Origin of the sequence: Synechococcus sp. CC9311, from assembly GCF_000014585.1 — a bacterium.
Classification (GTDB): Bacteria; Cyanobacteriota; Cyanobacteriia; order PCC-6307; family Cyanobiaceae; genus Synechococcus_C.
Genome location: NC_008319.1, coordinates 2,497,086 through 2,514,507 on the forward strand (window position 1 = coordinate 2,497,086; position 17,422 = coordinate 2,514,507).

Here is a 17,422-nt window from a genome sequence, read left to right on the forward strand (position 1 = left end):
GATCCCTGAGGTGATCAACAAGTCCAAAGGTCCAAAGCTACGTATGAGCCACTGAAAACTTAGAAAGAATGGATGAATCAGTTTAGCGGCGCTGATTCATCCAATAACATGGCAAATAATCTTGCCAAGAGTATTCCGACTGCAAGTAAAAAATTAATCCTATCCGTTAGAACATCCTTTGGAGCGACGGGAGCAACTTAATAGAGATCATCTTCTGCATTTGCAATCACCGAACAGTCACTGACGGGATATGAAACACACAATAGAGCAAAACCTGCGGCAATCTGGTCATCATCCAAGAAACTCTGATCACTTTGATCGATTGAACCAGCCGTTACCTTTGCGGCACAAGTCGAGCAGGCGCCTGCACGACAAGAATATGGCATATCAATTCCATGCTCTTCCGCCGCATCAAGGATATATTGATCATCGGGACAATTAATCACTGTTTCTTCTCCTTTACTTAGGATCGTCACTTTAAAATCAGCCACTTGAAACATTGCAATTGAATATTGTTCTAGCCATTCCAGCCAAATGAATGCAAAAAATCAACAACCCCACACATGAACATATTCATGAATCATTGGTCACATCGAAACACCTAAGATTGTATAAACCCAAGAATCAACGCCATGAGAAGCAGGGCTTCAGACAGCTTTCTTAATCGGCAACATCGATCACATCAATCATCAGATAGTGAATCAGCCGGCTTCTAGCTCAAACGACTGCTCAAGCAAACAACGAAAGAGCTGATCTTTGCTTTCACCTAGAAACTGTTGTTCGAGTGGGTCACCACCAGGCCAATTACGAAGCGCATCACATGTGGTCTTATAAGCCAATCGCAACGCCTCTCGACTCAAGTGGACAGTGGCAACGATTTCATCAGAATGATTTTGTGACATTGGATAACTCGTTATTTTTCAGAAATGACGCGTGTCGTAGCGGCCTTTTGCATGAAGTAAAGGTCTAGAAGCTGTCCAGCGACTTCCTTGAGCTCATCCATATCACTGGCCTGCTGGATAGCCCCCTGAAGCCGAAGCTTCTCGAATTGAAAGTGGAGTGGCAAACTCATGGCGAAGCAGTTGTTCAAACGAATGTAAAGAACTATCAAGATTCAGTTGGTAGTCATTTCTACTCAAATCGAATCCGGCACTCAGCGATGAGCGCTGACGTTCTTCATTCGGCTTCTGCAGCGAGGGCAAAAGGGTTTAGCGCTAACCAGGCCGCACCGCCCCAGTGCAAAGGAACCACATCCCTGCGCAGTGCTGAGCTTTCTGAGAAGTTTGAGATGGGCGATCCAGGTTTCGAACCAGGGACATCCTGCTTGTAAGGCAGGCGCTCTACCGCTGAGCTAATCGCCCTTAGACAGTGATTCTGCCTGAAGGTGGCAGGCTACGGCAACACTGTGCTTTAACCAGCATGGCTTCCGGCCGGGAGCACGATCGAGCCACCTGTGTTCTGGCTTTGATCTACGGGGTCATCTGGTGGCCATGGCTAGGACTCAGTGCAGCCTTCTGCAGTGCACTGGCTTTTTTGTTCGGCGGACTCTTCCTTTCCCCTGATCTCGATATCAATTCCAGGCCCTATCAACGTTGGGGTGTGCTGCGCTGGATTTGGTGGCCTTACCTACGCCTGATCCCTCACCGCTCGGTGCTGTCTCACAGCCCAGTTATAGGAACAGCCATTCGGATCGCCTATCTCTGCTGTTCCTTCGCAACGATCAGCTGGCTGGGCAGCCGTTGGGGCACCCCAACCCCAGAGCAATGGCGGAGCTGGCTGCAACAGACATGGAACGACTCATCCAACTCCGTACTAATTGCACTCATTGGCCTTGAAGCGAGCGCTTGGCTCCATCTGATTCAGGACGGTGACCCCATGCCAAAACTGCCCATCAAGCGTCAGCCACCTCGCAAGCGAAGACGCCGTCGTTGACCACAAATGTGCAGCCTCTCTCAAAGGAACTCAAGGGTGGCGAGTGAAGTTGTGCTGGCAACGAGACTTAGACATTCCTCGATCTGCCCCCATGAGAGACGCCATGCACGATCTGGTCGAGGTGGTCGCGCAACTGCGCGACCCCGACCACGGTTGTCCTTGGGACCTCAAACAAACCCATCAGACCTTGGTGCCCTACGTCCTGGAGGAGGCTCACGAAGTCGTCGATGCGATCCGGCATGGCGATGATCGGCATCTCAAAGAGGAGCTAGGCGATCTGCTCCTACAAGTCGTACTGCACGCACAACTCGCTCAGGAACAACAACGCTTCGATCTCGATGCGATTGCTCGTGGAATCACTGACAAATTGATTCGCCGCCACCCTCATGTCTTTGGCGATGCAGAGGCCCATGACTGCAAGACCGTCTCCGCGAATTGGGACGCCATTAAAGCCGCAGAACAAGCCGAGCGAGGCGAAAGTCTCCCCGAATCAAGCAGCCCACTGAGTGATCAAATCACCAGAAAAGTTCGCGGACAACCAGCGCTCGCTGGTGCCATGACCATCTCGCGCAAAGCAGCCAAAGCAGGTTTTGAGTGGGATGACATGAAGGGGGTTTGGGACAAGGTGCACGAGGAGCTTGATGAACTCAAGGAGGCCGTCTCGTCCGGTGATCCAAAACATGCTCAGGAAGAGCTCGGCGACCTGCTGTTCACTCTTGTGAATGTGGCTCGCTGGTGTGACATTCAGCCGGAAGAAGGCCTCGCGGGCACCAACCAGCGCTTTCTCGATCGCTTCTCTCGCGTGGAAGCCGCTCTGGGGGGACAACTCCAAGAACGCAGCATCCAGGAACTAGAAGCGGTTTGGCAGCAAGCAAAGCTGGCAATCCGTGCCGAACAAGCTGCCAATCGTTCAATGACGGATGCTGTTGACGAATTTTTAATTTGACGGCAACGCCCATTGGCCGCAAACCGTCGCGGCAGGTGGTGGCTTCAAGCCATTCTTTCCTTTAAGCCAGTAGTAGTTCCAGATGCATCTGTTACTCAGTGCATTCTGAATATCAAGAAAAAGTGTTCAGCTATAGACACCTCTTCAGAAAAATTTTGGTGTATTTCATGGAAACATGGATGACATTAATGAGCTAATACGTTCTTGTTAATGCGCACGTCCTACTAGCATTATCCTCAGCCGAACAACTAGAGTCGATCAGAATAAGAGCAGGAAGCAGGAGAGACTTCTTTTTCATTGCTGACTCTAAATGGCTCTTCAGCAAGCGGCTTGCAATTGCAAAAGGTAGTTTACGATACATACACTAAGACAACTTTGATTGGTGCTCATCACCCACTCTTGCAACCTTTGAGTTGGGTAGTTAAATTTCGGCGAACTTGGAAGCTAAAAATGGAACGCTACCTCTTCCGCAAAAGAAAGGAGAATCAACTGATGAAGTTCGTTTCACTTCCTTTTGCCTTAGTTGGTTGCGTTGTAGTTCTTGAGTTTTTAGGATCTGAAGCGCCAATTATTGGATCAACGACAGAGCAGGTTCCCCAGCAAGTCATGGAGACGTTAAATTCAACTCTTGAAAATATAGTTTCTTCTGGATTTGTTACTTTCTGACCTTCCTCTCTCATTGGCAAGATTTTAGGTGTCTGCACTTATTCAGGGGAAAAGATTGACCCGACATTTATACAGAGGAGATTAGAGGAAAAGCGGGTAGAGCAGGACTACACATGATGGTGAAGCTTTACTCTTTTAAAATGGAGAAGCGGTAGAAAAAGCGTCTAGACAAAAGCCATAGAGAATCCGTTGAAAAGATTGGACTTAATCCGTCAAGGTGACCAAAACCAATGAGAACTGTCAAGTTGAAAGCACTGAAATCAACTTCACTATTGCTTTCAATACAAATCCGATCAACAGCTAGAAAAGGAGGAACACACTTTCCTCAGCAAGTATGGAGTAAAAACTCTACGCAAGACATCGCGAATGCTTGATGTAAGGCAAGCACAAGTCAGGCATGCATACATCGATGACAAGAGTCATGAGCAAGAATGTGCTTATTGAGCTTCGACAAGCACACCCTATCAACATTGATGAGAAGCATGAAAGATGACAGTGAGCCGCTTCAGGTACAAGTGCAAAAGGCTGTTGATGAGTACCTACGTTCAATTGAGCCTAACCATTTAGATAAGTTTCTCAATGAGTACACTCCACTTGGACAGGATCAGATCCGCGGCTTACATCATAATAATCAGCACTAAAGGCTTTAAAAAATTCCAAGGATAGTTTTTTTCTTGCAATAACCAGCTCCAATGTTCATCCAACCTGATTCACAAGCTTCGCCGTAGGTGGGTGCAACTTCGTAATAAATAGGTGAAACACATTTTGTACCGAGTGTATTAATATATCCGAGAGGACACTGATCATAACCCTCAGCTTTCGGTATTTCTTTTTGGGCATGAGCTGAAGAACCAACAACAAAACTGATGCTAACGAGAACCCAGGCGAGCCTTTTCATCCGTATTTGTTTAACTGCGCTAAAAAATTACTGCATATCTGATGGTGAGGCTAGGCCCAAAAGGCGTCAATATGTTTGCAATTGTTACTGAGTCATTACGATGGAAGTAAGTGCACTGATTGGGTCACAGCTCAAACGGCGGGCAGATCATAAGAGCGCCAGACTCTGGCGCTGAGTTCTTCACCAGCTCAGACTGACTAGCAGCAACTTAATGGCACTATCGATTCACCAACCCGACACGAACGAGGTTTTTACTGCAGCATGAATACGACCATCACATTCACGACACCATTGATCCTGAAGAATACATAAAAAACATCTAAATATGAAATTTATACTTTGCCTAAGCTTATACATGCCTACGACCAACTCATTTCGTTCCCATTTTCAATCATCATAAGACTTTCTGGACTGTCTACCTTTTTTTAACTCACCACGTTTCTTCTTACTATCAACCCTTTTTCGTTGAGAGGATCGTGTTGGACGAGTTTCTTTCCTTTTAGGTGGTGGTGACTTAATTCCTTCTCTAATTAAATCGCCCAAACGCTTGAGAGCAATCTGACGATTTTGATACTGTGAACGTTCTTCAGAGGCAGATATTCGTAAGCAACCATCAAGAATCCTTGTTCTATAGAAATCAAGCAGTCGCTGCTTACGGAATGGTCCTAAAGACTCTGAATCCTCAAGGTTCCACGACAACTCAACAGCAGTCTCAACCTTATTAACGTTCTGCCCACCAGCACCAGAAGAACGAGAAAACTTCCAAGACAATTCAGATCGCTTAAGAGTGAGGCGAGAATTTATTACTAAATCAGAATCCAGCATTCATTTCATTATTTCTTTCGTTGTCGGCGTTTTGGACGAGGGAACAAGAGCAACGAATACTTCAAGGGCAACAAAAACAAAATTCTTGAGCGCCATAAGCAAAAGGAAACTCACCTTGCTGACAAACTTAAGCAGCAAAAATAGTGTTTGAAGGAAAGGGTTCATAACTCGAGGAATCTGATCTGTCTTAGCCTTCCTGGTCGATGAGCGCAACCTCATCGAGAAGAAACTGATCATGGATTGCAATGAAAGGCTCACCATCTAAAACACCTTTGATGGCCTCATAGTTATCACTGCTTAAGCCTCTGGCAATAAACAAGTCCCGATAAACACACCAAAGCTTATCTGTAGCGACTGGGGTCAACGGGTGATAATCACCAAAGAACTTTGTTCTTGAGCGAGCAGAAAAACTCATCACCCCACAGCAGATTGACTTCCTTAGCTCAGCAAATGACAAACTAGCAATATCTTCACTGAGAGATCAACATATGAATTGCATTGCATTGAACAAAACCCGAGAGAGATTTCTGAATCAACTTATCTAGACAGCATTGCCAAGTATTTGCCCCATACCAGGGTCGCGTCACAGAACTCAACGGCGCGACTAAGTCGCAATAACTCTCTATTTGAGCCGATACAGCCAGCAACAACTTATGTAATGGGTGCATCGCAATCCGTACCGGCTTTAACCATCTACAGATGGTGTGCATGAGGCCGTTGCAAAAGCTACGAACTCTACTTTTATCAGCAACAAATTCATAACAAACAATTCAAACGCCTGAATGCACATATCAACAAAATACCAACATCGCTAATCAGCCCCAAACTTAGACAAATACAGAGGCGATCAGCTCAGCAGGAGGATCCGTAGTGTTAACGCCTTGACCTGCTGAACCTGAGGCAGGGGAAAACCGCCATTGAAGCCCTCGATGGAATCAACAAGCTTGCATTCACAGGGCGGTCCTGGGGCATCGTTCCAGCACTCCTTCACTGCATCAATCGCTAAACGACCGACTGACACCCCTGACCTTGGCAACACGCCATCCAACCGGTGCTGGTTTTAGCTGGGTGGAGCGAACGTCCAGCGCCCCCGCCATATGACCACTGCACCTGAGACCAGTGGCAACTGGATTGATGAGCACCACAACGGCGTGCGCTACGGCCTGGAAGGCCGTGTGCTGGTTGAGGAGACCAGCCCGTTTCAGCGCATCACCGTGATCGATAGCCAGCGCTACGGGAAAGGACTCCTGTTGGATGGCTGCTGGATGACGGCAGAACACCAGGAACGCCACTATCACGAAGCATTGGTACATCCTGCGCTCTGCTCGGCAAAGGCCATCGAGCGCGTGCTGGTGATTGGCGGCGGAGATGGCGGAACCGCCCGCGAATGCCTGCGCTACCCGGGGGTGAAACACCTCGACATGGTGGAGATCGACGGCCGGGTTGTGGATCTCAGCCAAGAACACCTTCCTTCAATCGGAGGCGGGTGTTGGCACGACCCTCGCTTTCACCTAACGATTGGTGATGGCATCGCTTGGGCAGCTGAAGCCGAAAACGCGTTTTACGACGTCGTCCTAGTGGATGGATCCGACCCCACAGGGCCTGCCGAAGGCCTGTTCAACCGTGCCTTCTTCAGCAACTGTTGCCGCATCCTCAAGCCAGGGGGAGTGTTTGCCACCCAAAGCGAATCACCCGAAGCCTTCCGCCAAGTGCACATCGACATGGTGAAGCTCATTCGAGAGCTGTTTGGCCATGCTGATCCTCTCTACGGCTGGGTCCCGATGTATCCAAGTGGCTGGTGGAGCTGGACCTTTGCTGCGAAGGATGCGCCCCGTTACCTCACCGTTCAAAGCGAGCGCGCCGCAGCCGTGGCAGAAGGGTCTGCCATCTGGAGTCCCCGCTGGCAGCAAGGAGCCTTCAACACCATTCCAGCTTTTATTGAACGGGAACTGAATCAATGAACAATCCCAAAAGCCAAACGATTGATCAGAGCCTGTTTGATGACGAAGGTGCCATTTTTATGGGAGGACAGCGAGATCCAGAGGGATGCCGGATCGCCTTGTTTGGCGTGCCCTATGACGGCACCACCTCGTTCCGACCAGGCACCCGATTTGGCCCAGCCGCGATTCGTGAAGTGAGCACAGGTCTTGAGACCTACTGCCCCCAGCTGGATCGAGACCTCGAAGACATCCCTTACGCCGACATTGGAGCCGTTGAGATTCCCTATGGCGACCCACAGCCCGTTGTGGATGCCGTGCGCCACGCCACTGGCACCGTGCTGGCTGCAGGCATGAAGCCGCTGATGCTTGGCGGTGAGCATTCCATCAGCTCTGGTGCGGTTGCTGCTGTGGCGGAGCAACACCCCGACCTCGTGCTGGTGCAACTCGATGCCCATGCCGACTTACGGAATGAGTGGCTTGGATCCCGTCACAGCCATGCCTGCGCCATGCGCCGCTGTTTGGAGGTGCTGCCTAGCCAACAACTTTTACAGATCGCGATCCGCAGCGGCACCTTTGAAGAATTCAAAGAGCTACATCGCAATGAAAGGCTGATCTCAGTTCAAGAGATCCCCGAGCGAATGACCCCACTCAGGGGACGGCCGATCTACCTCACCGTGGACCTCGACTGGTTCGACCCGGCCGTAATGCCGGGGACAGGGACCCCAGAGCCAGGTGGTTTTATTTGGAACGATTTCGCAGCTGTGATCAACGAGCTGCGCCACCATCGCCTCATGGGCGCAGATGTGGTGGAGCTCGCTCCTCAACTCGATTCAAGTGGGATCAGTAGCGTCTTGGCCGCCAAAGTCACCCGCAGCCTGCTGCTGTTGATGGCTTAGTAGATCACACTTTCAATGGCTCAGGAGCTAAGGCGAACCTGAACATCCAGCTCGGCTCAAGAGCGACGCTGCAATTAACTGACTGCAAAAACATCAAATGGATAGGCCAAAAAGCCAATAATCATCAATCTCTAAATCAAAATCTCAAAAAATTTTAAAAGAGCCGAAATCAAGCCAAGACGAATACTTACAGCCGAACTGTTAGTTCAGAATCCTGATCAGACGTTTGCATCGAATCACAAAAATCCAGCTGACGATCCAAGGGGATCAACAAGGGCTCCTGAAGATTGAGCTCGGGAAGAGAAGGCGGACGACAGGTCCAGTGGTGACAAAACACTTGGTTCGCCAACTCCGCATGAACGGAGAGTCGTCGTAACCGACACCACCCAGATCCTGTTGCTGAAGGGGGAGTGCAATGCACGCAGGATTGACAATTTGACTGAGTCACATCACACCTGCTGAAACGTGGGCTCTTGCTAAGGACGCTTGTCAAAGCGCACCACAAAAGCACCACAATCTGCTGCTTTGCTTCCAATTCCAGAATTCATTCCAATACGAGCGCAAATTGGTTCATAGGATTTGAGCGCTAACAGCTCAGTCATGGACCAAAACTGCACACCGCTCCATGACCTCTGCATCGCGGCAGGCGGTCGAATGGTCTCCTTCGCTGGATGGGAAATGCCCGTTCAGTTTTCAGGGCTCATGGCTGAACACAAGGCCGTACGCAGCGACAGCGGCATGTTTGATATTTCCCACATGGGAGTTCTGCGGATTGAAGGTGCCAATCCCAAAGATGCGTTGCAACAACTTGTACCGAGTGATCTTCACCGAATCGGTCCTGGCCAAGCCTGCTATTCGGTGTTGCTGAATGAACAAGGTGGAATTATTGATGACTTAATCATTTATGACCTTGGGCCATCGTTATTAGACGAAAGCCACGAAACCCTGCTGGTTGTGATCAATGCAGCTTGCGCAGAGACCGACACAGCCTGGATTCGTCAACATCTTGAAAGGGCTGATCTGCAGGTGCTCGACGAAAAGAAGGATGGCGTATTGCTCGCTCTTCAAGGGCCAAAGGCAATCGGCCTACTGGAGCGATTGAGTGGCAGCGATCTCAGCGAACTGCCGCGCTTCGGCCACTGCAGTCTCAATATTCACGGACTCCAAGCTCCGGTCTTCACAGCACGCACGGGCTACACCGGAGAGGATGGCGTGGAGTTGCTGCTCAAGGCAGACGACGGACGACAGCTGTGGCAGCTACTACTCGAGGAGGGGGTGACACCCTGCGGCCTCGGCGCTCGCGACACCCTGCGACTAGAGGCAGCCATGCATCTCTACGGCCAAGACATGGACGCTGCCACCACTCCCTTCGAGGCGGGATTGGGGTGGCTGGTGCATCTGGAAATGCCCGCCCTGTTCATCGGACGACAAGCCCTCGAGCAAGCAGCCGAACAGGGGCCTTCCAAGCGTCTCGTAGGACTGAAACTGCAGGGCCGTTCGATTGCCCGCCACGACTACCCCGTCATCCACAACGGAGCGACTGTGGGCGTGGTGACAAGCGGCAGCTGGTCTCCCACTCTCCAAGAGCCCATTGCTCTCGCCTCGCTTCCCCCAGCCCTGGCCAAGCTCGGCACGGAACTTAGTGTGGAGATCCGCGGGCAACTGCAACCGGCCACTGTCGTGAAACGTCCCTTCTATCGCCGTTCCTAGTCGGGGTACGGGCTTCTGGGCACAGGCTGTGGGAAACTCGCCTCTCTCCAGCGAAACTCCCATGCGCAGCAACGGATGCGGCGACCTGCGCGACACGCACATCGACGAAACCGTTCAGCTCTGTGGCTGGGTGGATCGCCGCCGCGATCATGGAGGCGTGATCTTTATCGACCTGCGCGACCGCAGCGGCACGGTTCAAATCACCGTGGATCCCGACCTTGGAGCTGATGCCTTTGCCGTCGCAGAACATTTGCGTAGCGAAACCGTTTTGCAAGTTCAGGGCATGGTTCGGGCCCGTCCTGATGAGTCGCTTAACGACCGACTTGCCACCGGTGCGGTGGAGGTTTTAGCGAGCAACATCCACGTGCTCAACAGCGTGAAAGGCACGCTTCCCTTTCCAGTGTCTGTGCATGACGAGGAAAACACGCGCGAAGAACTGCGCCTCCGCCACCGCTTTTTAGATCTGCGCCGCAAGCGCATGAATGACAACCTGCGCTTGCGTGCCCAAACGATCCAAACGGCACGCCGATTCCTCGAGGACGAAGGGTTTATCGAAGTAGAAACTCCTGTACTGACCCGCTCAACCCCAGAGGGAGCAAGGGATTACATCCTTCCAAGCCGCGTCTGTGGTGGTGAATGGTTTGCACTTCCCCAGTCCCCTCAGCTGTTTAAGCAGCTGCTGATGGTGGGCGGCATTGAGCGGTACTACCAAGTGGCTCGCTGCTTCCGCGATGAGGACCTACGGGCAGATCGACAGCCTGAGTTCACGCAATTGGACATGGAAATGAGCTTCATGGGCCAGGAGCAGATCCTCGAGCTCAATGAGCGGCTGATTGCTGCTATTTGGAAAACGATCAAAGGGATTGATCTACCACTACCGTTTCCCCGCCTCACCTGGCACGAAGCGATGGAGCGCTACGGCACGGATCGCCCCGACACCCGTTACGGCATGGAGCTCACCAATGTGAGTGACATCGTGAAAGACATGGGTTTCAAGGTGTTTAGTGGAGCGGTGAAGTCCGGCGGCTCCGTGAAGTGCATTGCGGTTTCCGGGGGCAATGACGCGGTGTCCAACGTGCGTATCAAACCCGGTGGTGACGTTTTTAGCGAAGCCCAAGCCGCAGGAGCCGGTGGCCTCGCCTTCATCCGGGTGAGAGAGGGCGGCGAAATCGACACCATTGGTGCCATCAAGGACAACCTGTCAGACGAACAGAAGCAAACCCTGCTGCAGCGCACCGGGGCTGAGCCCGGAACCCTGCTGCTCTTTGGCGCTGGAGACACCGCAACGGTGAACAAAGCTCTCGATCGCGTGCGCCAATATCTCGCCAAAGAAATGGGGCTCGTGAAGCCCGACAGGGAGAACGATCAGTGGAATTTTCTGTGGGTCGTCGATTTCCCGATGTTCGAATTCAACAAGGACGAAAATCGGCTCGAAGCCCTGCACCATCCCTTCTGCGCCCCGAACACCAGCGACCTGGGTGATAAGGCTGAGGAGTGGGCGAAAACCCTTCCCACAGCTCGCGCCCAGGCCTACGACCTAGTTCTCAACGGCTTGGAACTAGGAGGGGGCTCCCTGCGTATTCATGACTCCGCCCTGCAGCGAGAGGTGCTGAACAGCATCGGGCTTGCTCCAGAGGAGGCCCAAGAGCAGTTCGGATTCTTGGTCGATGCGCTCGACATGGGCGCACCTCCCCACGGTGGACTGGCTTTTGGCGTGGACCGAATGGTGATGCTGCTCGCCGGAGAGGATTCGATCCGCGACACGATCGCGTTCCCGAAAACCCAGCAGGCACGCTGCCTGATGACGGCTGCACCGGCAGGGGTCTCTGAACGGCAACTCGAGGATTTGCATGTCGCCAGCACTTGGGTCGATCCCATGACAGAAAACACTGACTAGTCGCAGCACAAAACCCGAACAGAAACCAACGTTTCTGAAGACCAACTGGCTTAAACCGAGAACCTTGAGATACCTCATTGAATTCTCAGCCTTTTGTCCGCCAGCTCCTCATCGACGGGATCAGCCCCGATCCGCTGGAGCGGCGGCAACGACCTGTTGCGTCTCTACCTGCAGGACATCGGTCGGGTGGACCTGCTCACCGCTGAAGACGAGGTGGTGTTATCTCGCCTCGTTCAGCAATACGAGCGCCTGAAGCGCGAAGAACGTCAATTCGCCGAAGATCATCCGGCGATTGAACGGTTGCTGTGCCTTGAGGAACTGCAGTTGAGAGAGGCCAACCATCTCTCTCACTGGCCCACAAGACAAGAGTGGGCTCGAGCTGCCGAGATGCCTTTGCAAGAGCTGAACAAGGGACTGACTCAGGGCTATGAAACCTGGGCCAACCTCATCAGCACCGACAGCAGGGAGCTGCAACTACGCCTGCGTCGAGGGCGGAAGGCCAGAGACCGGATGATCCAAGCCAATTTGCGCTTGGTGGTGGCTGTAGCGAAGAAATACCAGCACCGAGGTATGGAGCTTCTGGACCTGGTCCAAGAGGGAACCTTGGGACTCGAACGAGCGGTCGAAAAATTCGATTCCACCCGCGGTTTTCGCTTCAGCACCTACTCCTACTGGTGGATTCGCCAAGGGATCACTCGGGCTATCGCCACCCAAAGCCGCACCATTCGCCTTCCAGTCCACATCACCGAAAAGCTCAACCGAATCAAACGGGTGCAGCAAGAGATCGCCAGCAATGAGGGGCGAACCGCTTCGATGACAGATCTGGCGAGAGAGCTCAGCGTCAGCGAAGACACCGTGCGTCAAACGCTGGCTCGCGTTCCCCGCTCCGTATCACTGGAAACCAAGGTGGGCCGGGATCAAGATACCCAGCTCGGGGAGCTCCTAGAAGACGAACACGCCACACCAGAGCAGACCCTTACCCGCGATTCACTCCACGACGATCTCGAACACTTGCTCAATGAGCTAACCCCGAGGGAAGCCACCGTGATTCGCTGTCGCTTTGGACTTGAAGACGACACCCCCCGAACCCTCGCTCAAATCGGCGAAGACATGAACCTCTCCCGAGAAAGGGTGCGTCAGATCGAAACCCGAGCTCTTTTGAAATTGCGCCAGCCCCAGCGCAGGAACAAGGTGCGCGATTACATCCAATCCTTGGATTCTTAAACCAAGCAAACGTTTCAACTCCCATCCACAATGGCCCAAAGCTCCGCCATCGATATCGGCATCACCAGCGCACAACGGGAGGAAATCGCTGCTGAACTCAGCCGCCTCCTCGCAGATACGTACGTGTTGTACGGCAAAACCCACGGTTTCCACTGGAACGTGACCGGGCCGATGTTCAACACATTGCACCTGATGTTCATGGACCAGTACACCGAGTTGTGGAACGCCCTGGATGTGATCGCTGAACGCATACGCGCCCTTGGCGTTTTGGCGCCCCATGGAGGTTCCACCCTGGCCGGTTTGGCCTCGATCCAAGAAGCAGAGCAACAGCCTGCCGCGCTCGACATGGTGCGTGAGCTGGTAACCGGCCATGAGGCCGTTGCCCGTACGGCACGGAGCATCTTTCCTCTGGCAGAGGCTGCCAACGACGAACCCACTGCTGACCTGCTCACCCAACGACTTCAGATCCACGAAAAAACAGCCTGGATGCTGCGCAGCCTGCTGGAAAACTAAGCATCACTCCAGGCTGGAGCTAACCGCAAGCTCAAAAGGGACCGCCCGATTGGGAAGTCTCAACAGTTCAGCACTCATCGAAGCAATGTCTTCGGGCTGAGTCATCGCTTCAGCTGCCATCGATTGCGTTGGCCAGCGGTCGCTCGGACCGCTACGCACCGCAGCTGCCATATCGGTATTGACCCAGCCAGGGCAAATCGCTGTCACCCGAATTCCGGCAGCCCATCCCTCGTTGCGCATGGTTTGGCACAGACCAAGCAGAGCAAATTTGCTGGCGCTGTATGCCGCCAGGCGACCTTTACTGCGCTTCCCGCTCATCGAAACCAAAACCTGAATGCGACCCTCTCCGTGGGATGCCAACTGCGGCCAGGCCGCGCGAGTCAGCCACCACGGTCCCATCAGGTTCACATTCATGGTGTGAGCGATTTCTTGGTCTTCACCGGGCTCAAATAGCAGCGGCACACGGCTGAAGATCCCGGCGTTATGGATCACGCTGTCGAAGCCACCAAAATGGTTGGCGGTTGCCTCAACCCAGGCCTGGGCCGCCGCAGGGTCTTCAGCCGCATAGGGACAAAGCAACACCTTGTCGCTCCCAGCTATCGCAGGATCAAGGGGCGTCTGCTTCAACGCCTCCAGGTCGCGAAGCCCAAGGCTGAGGCGATGACCGTCGGCAAGAGCTCGTTCAGCCACCGCACGACCAATCCCACGACTTGCACCACTAATCAGGAGAGTGCGCACGGCTACCAGGGTGAGGGGCTACAGCGGTAAATTGACATGTTGCCGAGCAAGCCATGGCCAAGTTCGTGTTTGTAACCGGCGGTGTGGTCTCCAGCATCGGCAAAGGAATTGTGGCCGCGAGCCTCGGTCGCTTGCTGAAGTCGCGGGGCTACAGCGTTTCAATCCTGAAGCTGGATCCCTACCTGAATGTGGACCCAGGAACGATGAGCCCGTTTCAGCACGGGGAGGTGTTTGTCACTGAAGACGGTGCAGAAACCGATCTCGATCTTGGCCACTACGAACGCTTCACCGACACCGCCATGTCGCGCCTGAACAGCGTGACCACCGGCTCGATCTATCAATCCGTCATTAACAAGGAGCGCCGAGGCAGTTACAACGGCGGGACCGTTCAGGTCATCCCCCATATCACCGGTGAAATCCGTGACCGCATTCACCGTGTGGCCTCCAACAGCAATGCCGATGTTGTGATTACAGAAATCGGCGGAACTGTTGGTGATATTGAGTCGTTGCCCTTCCTGGAAGCCATTCGAGAGTTCCGAGGAGATGTGGGACGACAAGATCTGGCTTACATCCACGTAACCCTGCTCCCATTTATCGGCACTTCGGGAGAGCTGAAAACCAAGCCCACCCAGCATTCGGTCAAAGAGCTGCGCTCGATCGGAATCCAGCCAGATCTGCTCGTCTGTCGTAGTGATCGCGACATCAATGATGAGCTCAAACGCAAAATCGGAGGCTTCTGCGGTGTGCCCCAGCGAGCGGTCATCCCCTCCTTGGACGCCGACAGCATCTACGCAGTACCGCTCACCCTCGAAGACGAAGGACTGTGCCGTGAAGTCCTCGACGTCTTGGACCTCGAAGATCACGACAGTGACATGGTGGACTGGGCGCAACTGGTGCACAAACTCCGCAATCCCGGCCCGGCGGTCAAAGTTGCGTTAGTGGGCAAGTACGTCCAACTGAATGACGCCTACCTCTCTGTCGTAGAAGCGCTACGCCACGCCTGTTTAGCCCAGGATGCCTCCCTGGATCTGCACTGGGTCTGCGCAGAAGAGATTGAAAATCAAGGCGCTGATGTCCTTCTCAAAGGCATGGACGCCGTTGTCGTTCCAGGTGGATTCGGCAACCGTGGCGTTGACGGCAAAGTGGCCGCCATCCGCTGGGCGAGGGAGCAGCGCGTGCCATTCCTTGGCCTTTGCCTAGGAATGCAGTGCGCCGTCATCGAGTGGGCTCGCAATCTGGCAGGGCTCACTGATGCCACGAGCGCTGAGCTCGAGCCAGGAACCACCCATCCTGTGATCCATCTCCTTCCCGAACAACAAGATGTGGTGGATCTGGGGGGCACAATGCGTCTTGGCGTCTACCCCTGCAGGGTCTCAGCAGGCAGCCTGGCGTCCAGGCTGTATGGAGAAGAAGTGGTGTACGAGCGCCATCGCCACCGCTTCGAATTCAACAACGCTTACCGAAATCTTTTTCTCGAATCTGGCTATGAAATCAGCGGAAGCTCTCCCGATGGCCGGTTGGTGGAACTGATCGAACTTCCCGAACATCCCTTCTTCACCGCCTGCCAGTACCACCCAGAATTCCTATCCAGACCTGGCCGGCCCCATCCCTTATTTCGAGGTCTGATCGAAGCGGCTCAACAACGCCTACCTTGCAGCCCCAGCGAAGCCATGCGCCAACAAAACAATTCAGCGGCTGGATCCAGTCATCCCAGCCTGCAGCCTTGAGCGATTGTTTGCCGGTTGTGGAGACCTTTCACTCTCTTCAAGGGGAAGGGCTTCATACGGGCCGAAGTGCATTTTTCATTCGATTGGCAGGCTGCGATGTGGGTTGTAGATGGTGCGATACCAAGCACTCATGGCCTGCCGACTCCCATCCAAAGCGGCTGGTGAAGGACTTGGCGATTGAAGCCACTTCCGCCGCTGAAACCGGAGCCGCCTTTGTGGTGATCACAGGGGGGGAGCCCCTACACCACAACCTCGATGAGCTCACCGCTGCGATTCGCTCAGGGTGCAGCCAGCCCGTGCATCTTGAAACCAGTGGCGTCGATCGATTAAGCGGTGCTCCCGACTGGATCACCCTTTCACCCAAGCGCCACAAGCCTCCAAGACAGGATGTGGTGCAAGCGTGTCACGAGCTCAAGGTTGTTGTGCACGAACCAGCAGATTTGCTGTTTGCGGAGGTGGTGGCAGCACAAGCGCCCCAGGCCAATTGGCTGCTTCAGCCTGGCTGGGACTGCAAGGAAGGCCTGCAACTAGCCGTAGGCAAAGTTCAGAAAGATCAGCGCTGGAGGTTGAGCATGCAAAGCCACAAATGGCTTGGCGTTCGCTGAGGCAGTCTGCCCAAAACCAGTCAGCGGCATTCAATCTGAATTTGTCATCAATGGATGACGAGGACGTTGAGCTGAGTCACGATCAAAGTCGTTGGAACGACTCACCTCTCAGTCATGAAGGATTTCTGTCCAATGGTGCTGTCGAAGTTCAAAGACGTTAAGGACAACACCGTTGACCTTTTGAGACGAACCGACCAGTTGCATCAACTTGTTCGACGTTTGCTAATTGAAGAGTCGACCCAAGAGCTCAATCCTCCTGAGGAGCTTTTGAAACAAGCCCTCGCAAACCATTGCCGGCAAAAGCAACTCAACAGCGAAGAATCCCTAAATCACTGGTTGTCAGAGCGGTGCCTCAGCCAAGACGAACTTCTTGAGCAGCTCAGTCTTCCCATCAAGCTAAGCAAACTGGCGATGGATTCTTTTTCTGCCAAAGCAGAAGCCCAATTTCTTCAACGCAAAGAAGCTCTCGATCAGGCCACATACAGCCTCCTAAGGGTGAAAGACTCAGGGGTCGCTCATGAGCTTTACCTTCAATTAGAGGCCGGTGAAACGAGTTTCGAGAAGTTGGCGACTGGCTACAGCGAAGGACCTGAGCAACGCAGTGGCGGCAGAGTGGGACCAGCCCCTATCTCGCGTGCCCATCCGCAACTTCAGCAGCTCTTACGAACCGCCCCCGCCGGCATTGTTCTCGAACCCATAGCCATTGAACAGTGGTGGGTTGTGGCACGCCTAGAAGAACGCATGGAGGCAAGCTTCGACGACGCAATGCGACAGCGCATGGCGACGGAACTTCTTGAGCAATGGATCGCAAGCGAGACCAACCATCTCGTCAAAGCGGTCTGCAAGCGCGAGAATGATCGATAGCAAGCCTGTATCTCCTGACGTCAAACTCATCCAATGGGCTG

21 protein-coding genes and 1 tRNA gene are annotated in these 17,422 nt (G+C 53.3%); 12 read left to right on the plus strand and 10 right to left on the minus strand.

Features of this window, described 5'->3' with window-relative positions:
* Positions 1–197: 197 nt before the first annotated feature.
* The 4 genes from SYNC_RS13000 to SYNC_RS13010 all read right to left on the minus strand — a co-directional run bounded on the left by SYNC_RS13000 (position 198) and on the right by SYNC_RS13010 (position 1,361).
* Positions 198–491 carry a 2Fe-2S iron-sulfur cluster-binding protein gene (locus SYNC_RS13000; protein ID WP_041427149.1) on the minus strand — a complete coding sequence of 98 codons (294 nt, stop codon included), beginning with the start codon at positions 489–491 and terminating at the stop codon, positions 198–200.
* 210 nt (positions 492–701) lie between these two features.
* On the minus strand, positions 702–902 hold the full coding sequence (locus tag SYNC_RS13005) for a hypothetical protein (protein ID WP_011620730.1): 201 nt from the start codon (positions 900–902) through the stop codon (positions 702–704).
* An 11-nt stretch (positions 903–913) separates the two neighbouring features.
* Entirely contained in the window at positions 914–1,072 is a 159-nt protein-coding gene (locus tag SYNC_RS14875; RefSeq protein WP_167897248.1) for a hypothetical protein, read from the minus strand.
* 217 nt (positions 1,073–1,289) lie between these two features.
* Positions 1,290–1,361, minus strand: a tRNA-Val gene (locus SYNC_RS13010).
* A gap of 58 nt (positions 1,362–1,419) precedes the next feature.
* Between SYNC_RS13010 and SYNC_RS13015 the strand changes: the two genes are divergently transcribed.
* The 3 genes from SYNC_RS13015 to SYNC_RS14465 all read left to right on the plus strand — a co-directional run bounded on the left by SYNC_RS13015 (position 1,420) and on the right by SYNC_RS14465 (position 3,544).
* Positions 1,420–1,932 (plus strand): metal-binding protein, encoded by a 513-nt coding sequence (locus SYNC_RS13015; RefSeq protein WP_011620732.1) that lies wholly within the window; start codon positions 1,420–1,422, stop codon positions 1,930–1,932.
* Between the two features lie 103 nt (positions 1,933–2,035).
* Positions 2,036–2,878: a nucleoside triphosphate pyrophosphohydrolase gene (mazG, locus tag SYNC_RS13020; protein ID WP_011620733.1), complete on the plus strand. Its 843-nt coding sequence runs from the start codon at positions 2,036–2,038 to the stop codon at positions 2,876–2,878.
* A 450-nt stretch (positions 2,879–3,328) separates the two neighbouring features.
* Entirely contained in the window at positions 3,329–3,544 is a 216-nt protein-coding gene (locus SYNC_RS14465) for a hypothetical protein (RefSeq protein ID WP_148201922.1), read from the plus strand.
* A gap of 646 nt (positions 3,545–4,190) precedes the next feature.
* Here SYNC_RS14465 and SYNC_RS13965 read toward each other — a convergent pair.
* The 4 genes from SYNC_RS13965 to SYNC_RS14470 form a co-directional block, all read right to left on the minus strand.
* On the minus strand, positions 4,191–4,442 hold the full coding sequence (locus SYNC_RS13965) for a hypothetical protein (protein ID WP_071813698.1): 252 nt from the start codon (positions 4,440–4,442) through the stop codon (positions 4,191–4,193).
* A gap of 387 nt (positions 4,443–4,829) precedes the next feature.
* Positions 4,830–5,267, minus strand: a complete 438-nt coding sequence (gene arfB, locus SYNC_RS13970; protein ID WP_011620734.1) for an alternative ribosome rescue aminoacyl-tRNA hydrolase ArfB — start codon at positions 5,265–5,267, stop codon at positions 4,830–4,832.
* 187 nt (positions 5,268–5,454) lie between these two features.
* The gene (locus SYNC_RS13030; RefSeq protein ID WP_041426802.1) at positions 5,455–5,682 is read right to left on the minus strand and encodes a hypothetical protein; all 228 of its coding nucleotides are present in this window, start codon (positions 5,680–5,682) and stop codon (positions 5,455–5,457) included.
* 432 nt (positions 5,683–6,114) lie between these two features.
* Complete coding sequence (locus SYNC_RS14470; protein WP_167897249.1) at positions 6,115–6,306, minus strand: hypothetical protein; 192 nt, start codon at positions 6,304–6,306, stop codon at positions 6,115–6,117.
* A 58-nt stretch (positions 6,307–6,364) separates the two neighbouring features.
* On the opposite strand from SYNC_RS14470, the gene speE reads away from it, so the two are divergent.
* Both speE and speB read left to right on the plus strand, forming a co-directional pair.
* Positions 6,365–7,228: a polyamine aminopropyltransferase gene (gene speE / locus SYNC_RS13040; protein WP_011620737.1), complete on the plus strand. Its 864-nt coding sequence runs from the start codon at positions 6,365–6,367 to the stop codon at positions 7,226–7,228.
* On the plus strand, positions 7,225–8,103 hold the full coding sequence (gene speB, locus SYNC_RS13045) for an agmatinase (protein ID WP_011620738.1): 879 nt from the start codon (positions 7,225–7,227) through the stop codon (positions 8,101–8,103). Before speE ends, speB begins: the two co-directional genes overlap by 4 nt.
* Positions 8,104–8,290: 187 nt before the next feature.
* On the opposite strand, the gene SYNC_RS13975 is transcribed toward speB, so the two are convergent.
* Complete coding sequence (locus SYNC_RS13975; RefSeq protein ID WP_148201923.1) at positions 8,291–8,524, minus strand: hypothetical protein; 234 nt, start codon at positions 8,522–8,524, stop codon at positions 8,291–8,293.
* A gap of 179 nt (positions 8,525–8,703) precedes the next feature.
* On the opposite strand from SYNC_RS13975, the gene gcvT reads away from it, so the two are divergent.
* The 4 genes from gcvT (at position 8,704) to SYNC_RS13065 (ending at position 13,447) form a co-directional block, all read left to right on the plus strand.
* A complete protein-coding gene (gene gcvT / locus SYNC_RS13050; protein ID WP_011620740.1) occupies positions 8,704–9,813 on the plus strand; it encodes a glycine cleavage system aminomethyltransferase GcvT in 1,110 nt (369 codons plus the stop codon).
* Positions 9,814–9,874: 61 nt separating this feature from the next.
* Entirely contained in the window at positions 9,875–11,710 is a 1,836-nt protein-coding gene (gene aspS, locus SYNC_RS13055) for an aspartate--tRNA ligase (RefSeq protein ID WP_041426803.1), read from the plus strand.
* A gap of 93 nt (positions 11,711–11,803) precedes the next feature.
* Positions 11,804–12,934, plus strand: coding sequence for an RNA polymerase sigma factor, RpoD/SigA family (locus tag SYNC_RS13060; protein ID WP_011620742.1), 1,131 nt, complete (start codon positions 11,804–11,806; stop codon positions 12,932–12,934).
* A gap of 30 nt (positions 12,935–12,964) precedes the next feature.
* On the plus strand, positions 12,965–13,447 hold the full coding sequence (locus SYNC_RS13065; protein WP_011620743.1) for a Dps family protein: 483 nt from the start codon (positions 12,965–12,967) through the stop codon (positions 13,445–13,447).
* A gap of 3 nt (positions 13,448–13,450) precedes the next feature.
* Here the strand turns inward: SYNC_RS13065 and SYNC_RS13070 are convergent, their stop codons facing one another.
* Positions 13,451–14,185 (minus strand): SDR family NAD(P)-dependent oxidoreductase, encoded by a 735-nt coding sequence (locus SYNC_RS13070; protein ID WP_011620744.1) that lies wholly within the window; start codon positions 14,183–14,185, stop codon positions 13,451–13,453.
* Between the two features lie 53 nt (positions 14,186–14,238).
* Here SYNC_RS13070 and SYNC_RS13075 point away from each other — a divergent pair, with 53 nt between their 5' ends.
* From SYNC_RS13075 to SYNC_RS13090, 3 genes are all read left to right on the plus strand, one after another.
* A complete protein-coding gene (locus SYNC_RS13075; RefSeq protein ID WP_011620745.1) occupies positions 14,239–15,912 on the plus strand; it encodes a CTP synthase in 1,674 nt (557 codons plus the stop codon).
* Entirely contained in the window at positions 15,909–16,517 is a 609-nt protein-coding gene (locus SYNC_RS13080) for a 7-carboxy-7-deazaguanine synthase QueE (protein WP_011620746.1), read from the plus strand. Before SYNC_RS13075 ends, SYNC_RS13080 begins: the two co-directional genes overlap by 4 nt.
* 114 nt (positions 16,518–16,631) lie before the next feature.
* Entirely contained in the window at positions 16,632–17,381 is a 750-nt protein-coding gene (locus tag SYNC_RS13090) for a peptidylprolyl isomerase (RefSeq protein WP_049750371.1), read from the plus strand.
* Positions 17,382–17,422 lie beyond the last annotated feature (41 nt).

Excerpts from the sequence above, each read along its gene's own strand:
- SYNC_RS13005 (WP_011620730.1), bottom strand. The coding sequence starts at position 902 with ATGTCACAAAATCATTCTGATGAAATCGTTGCCACTGTCCACTTGAGT.
- SYNC_RS14875 (WP_167897248.1), bottom strand. The coding sequence starts at position 1,072 with ATGAGTTTGCCACTCCACTTTCAATTCGAGAAGCTTCGGCTTCAGGGG.
- SYNC_RS13015 (WP_011620732.1), top strand. The coding sequence starts at position 1,420 with ATGGCTTCCGGCCGGGAGCACGATCGAGCCACCTGTGTTCTGGCTTTG.
- mazG (WP_011620733.1), top strand. The coding sequence starts at position 2,036 with ATGCACGATCTGGTCGAGGTGGTCGCGCAACTGCGCGACCCCGACCAC.
- SYNC_RS14465 (WP_148201922.1), top strand. The coding sequence starts at position 3,329 with ATGGAACGCTACCTCTTCCGCAAAAGAAAGGAGAATCAACTGATGAAG.
- SYNC_RS13965 (WP_071813698.1), bottom strand. The coding sequence starts at position 4,442 with ATGAAAAGGCTCGCCTGGGTTCTCGTTAGCATCAGTTTTGTTGTTGGT.
- arfB (WP_011620734.1), bottom strand. The coding sequence starts at position 5,267 with ATGCTGGATTCTGATTTAGTAATAAATTCTCGCCTCACTCTTAAGCGA.
- SYNC_RS13030 (WP_041426802.1), bottom strand. The coding sequence starts at position 5,682 with ATGAGTTTTTCTGCTCGCTCAAGAACAAAGTTCTTTGGTGATTATCAC.
- speE (WP_011620737.1), top strand. The coding sequence starts at position 6,365 with ATGACCACTGCACCTGAGACCAGTGGCAACTGGATTGATGAGCACCAC.
- speB (WP_011620738.1), top strand. The coding sequence starts at position 7,225 with ATGAACAATCCCAAAAGCCAAACGATTGATCAGAGCCTGTTTGATGAC.
- gcvT (WP_011620740.1), top strand. The coding sequence starts at position 8,704 with ATGGACCAAAACTGCACACCGCTCCATGACCTCTGCATCGCGGCAGGC.
- aspS (WP_041426803.1), top strand. The coding sequence starts at position 9,875 with ATGCGCAGCAACGGATGCGGCGACCTGCGCGACACGCACATCGACGAA.
- SYNC_RS13065 (WP_011620743.1), top strand. The coding sequence starts at position 12,965 with ATGGCCCAAAGCTCCGCCATCGATATCGGCATCACCAGCGCACAACGG.
- SYNC_RS13075 (WP_011620745.1), top strand. The coding sequence starts at position 14,239 with ATGGCCAAGTTCGTGTTTGTAACCGGCGGTGTGGTCTCCAGCATCGGC.
- SYNC_RS13090 (WP_049750371.1), top strand. The coding sequence starts at position 16,632 with ATGAAGGATTTCTGTCCAATGGTGCTGTCGAAGTTCAAAGACGTTAAG.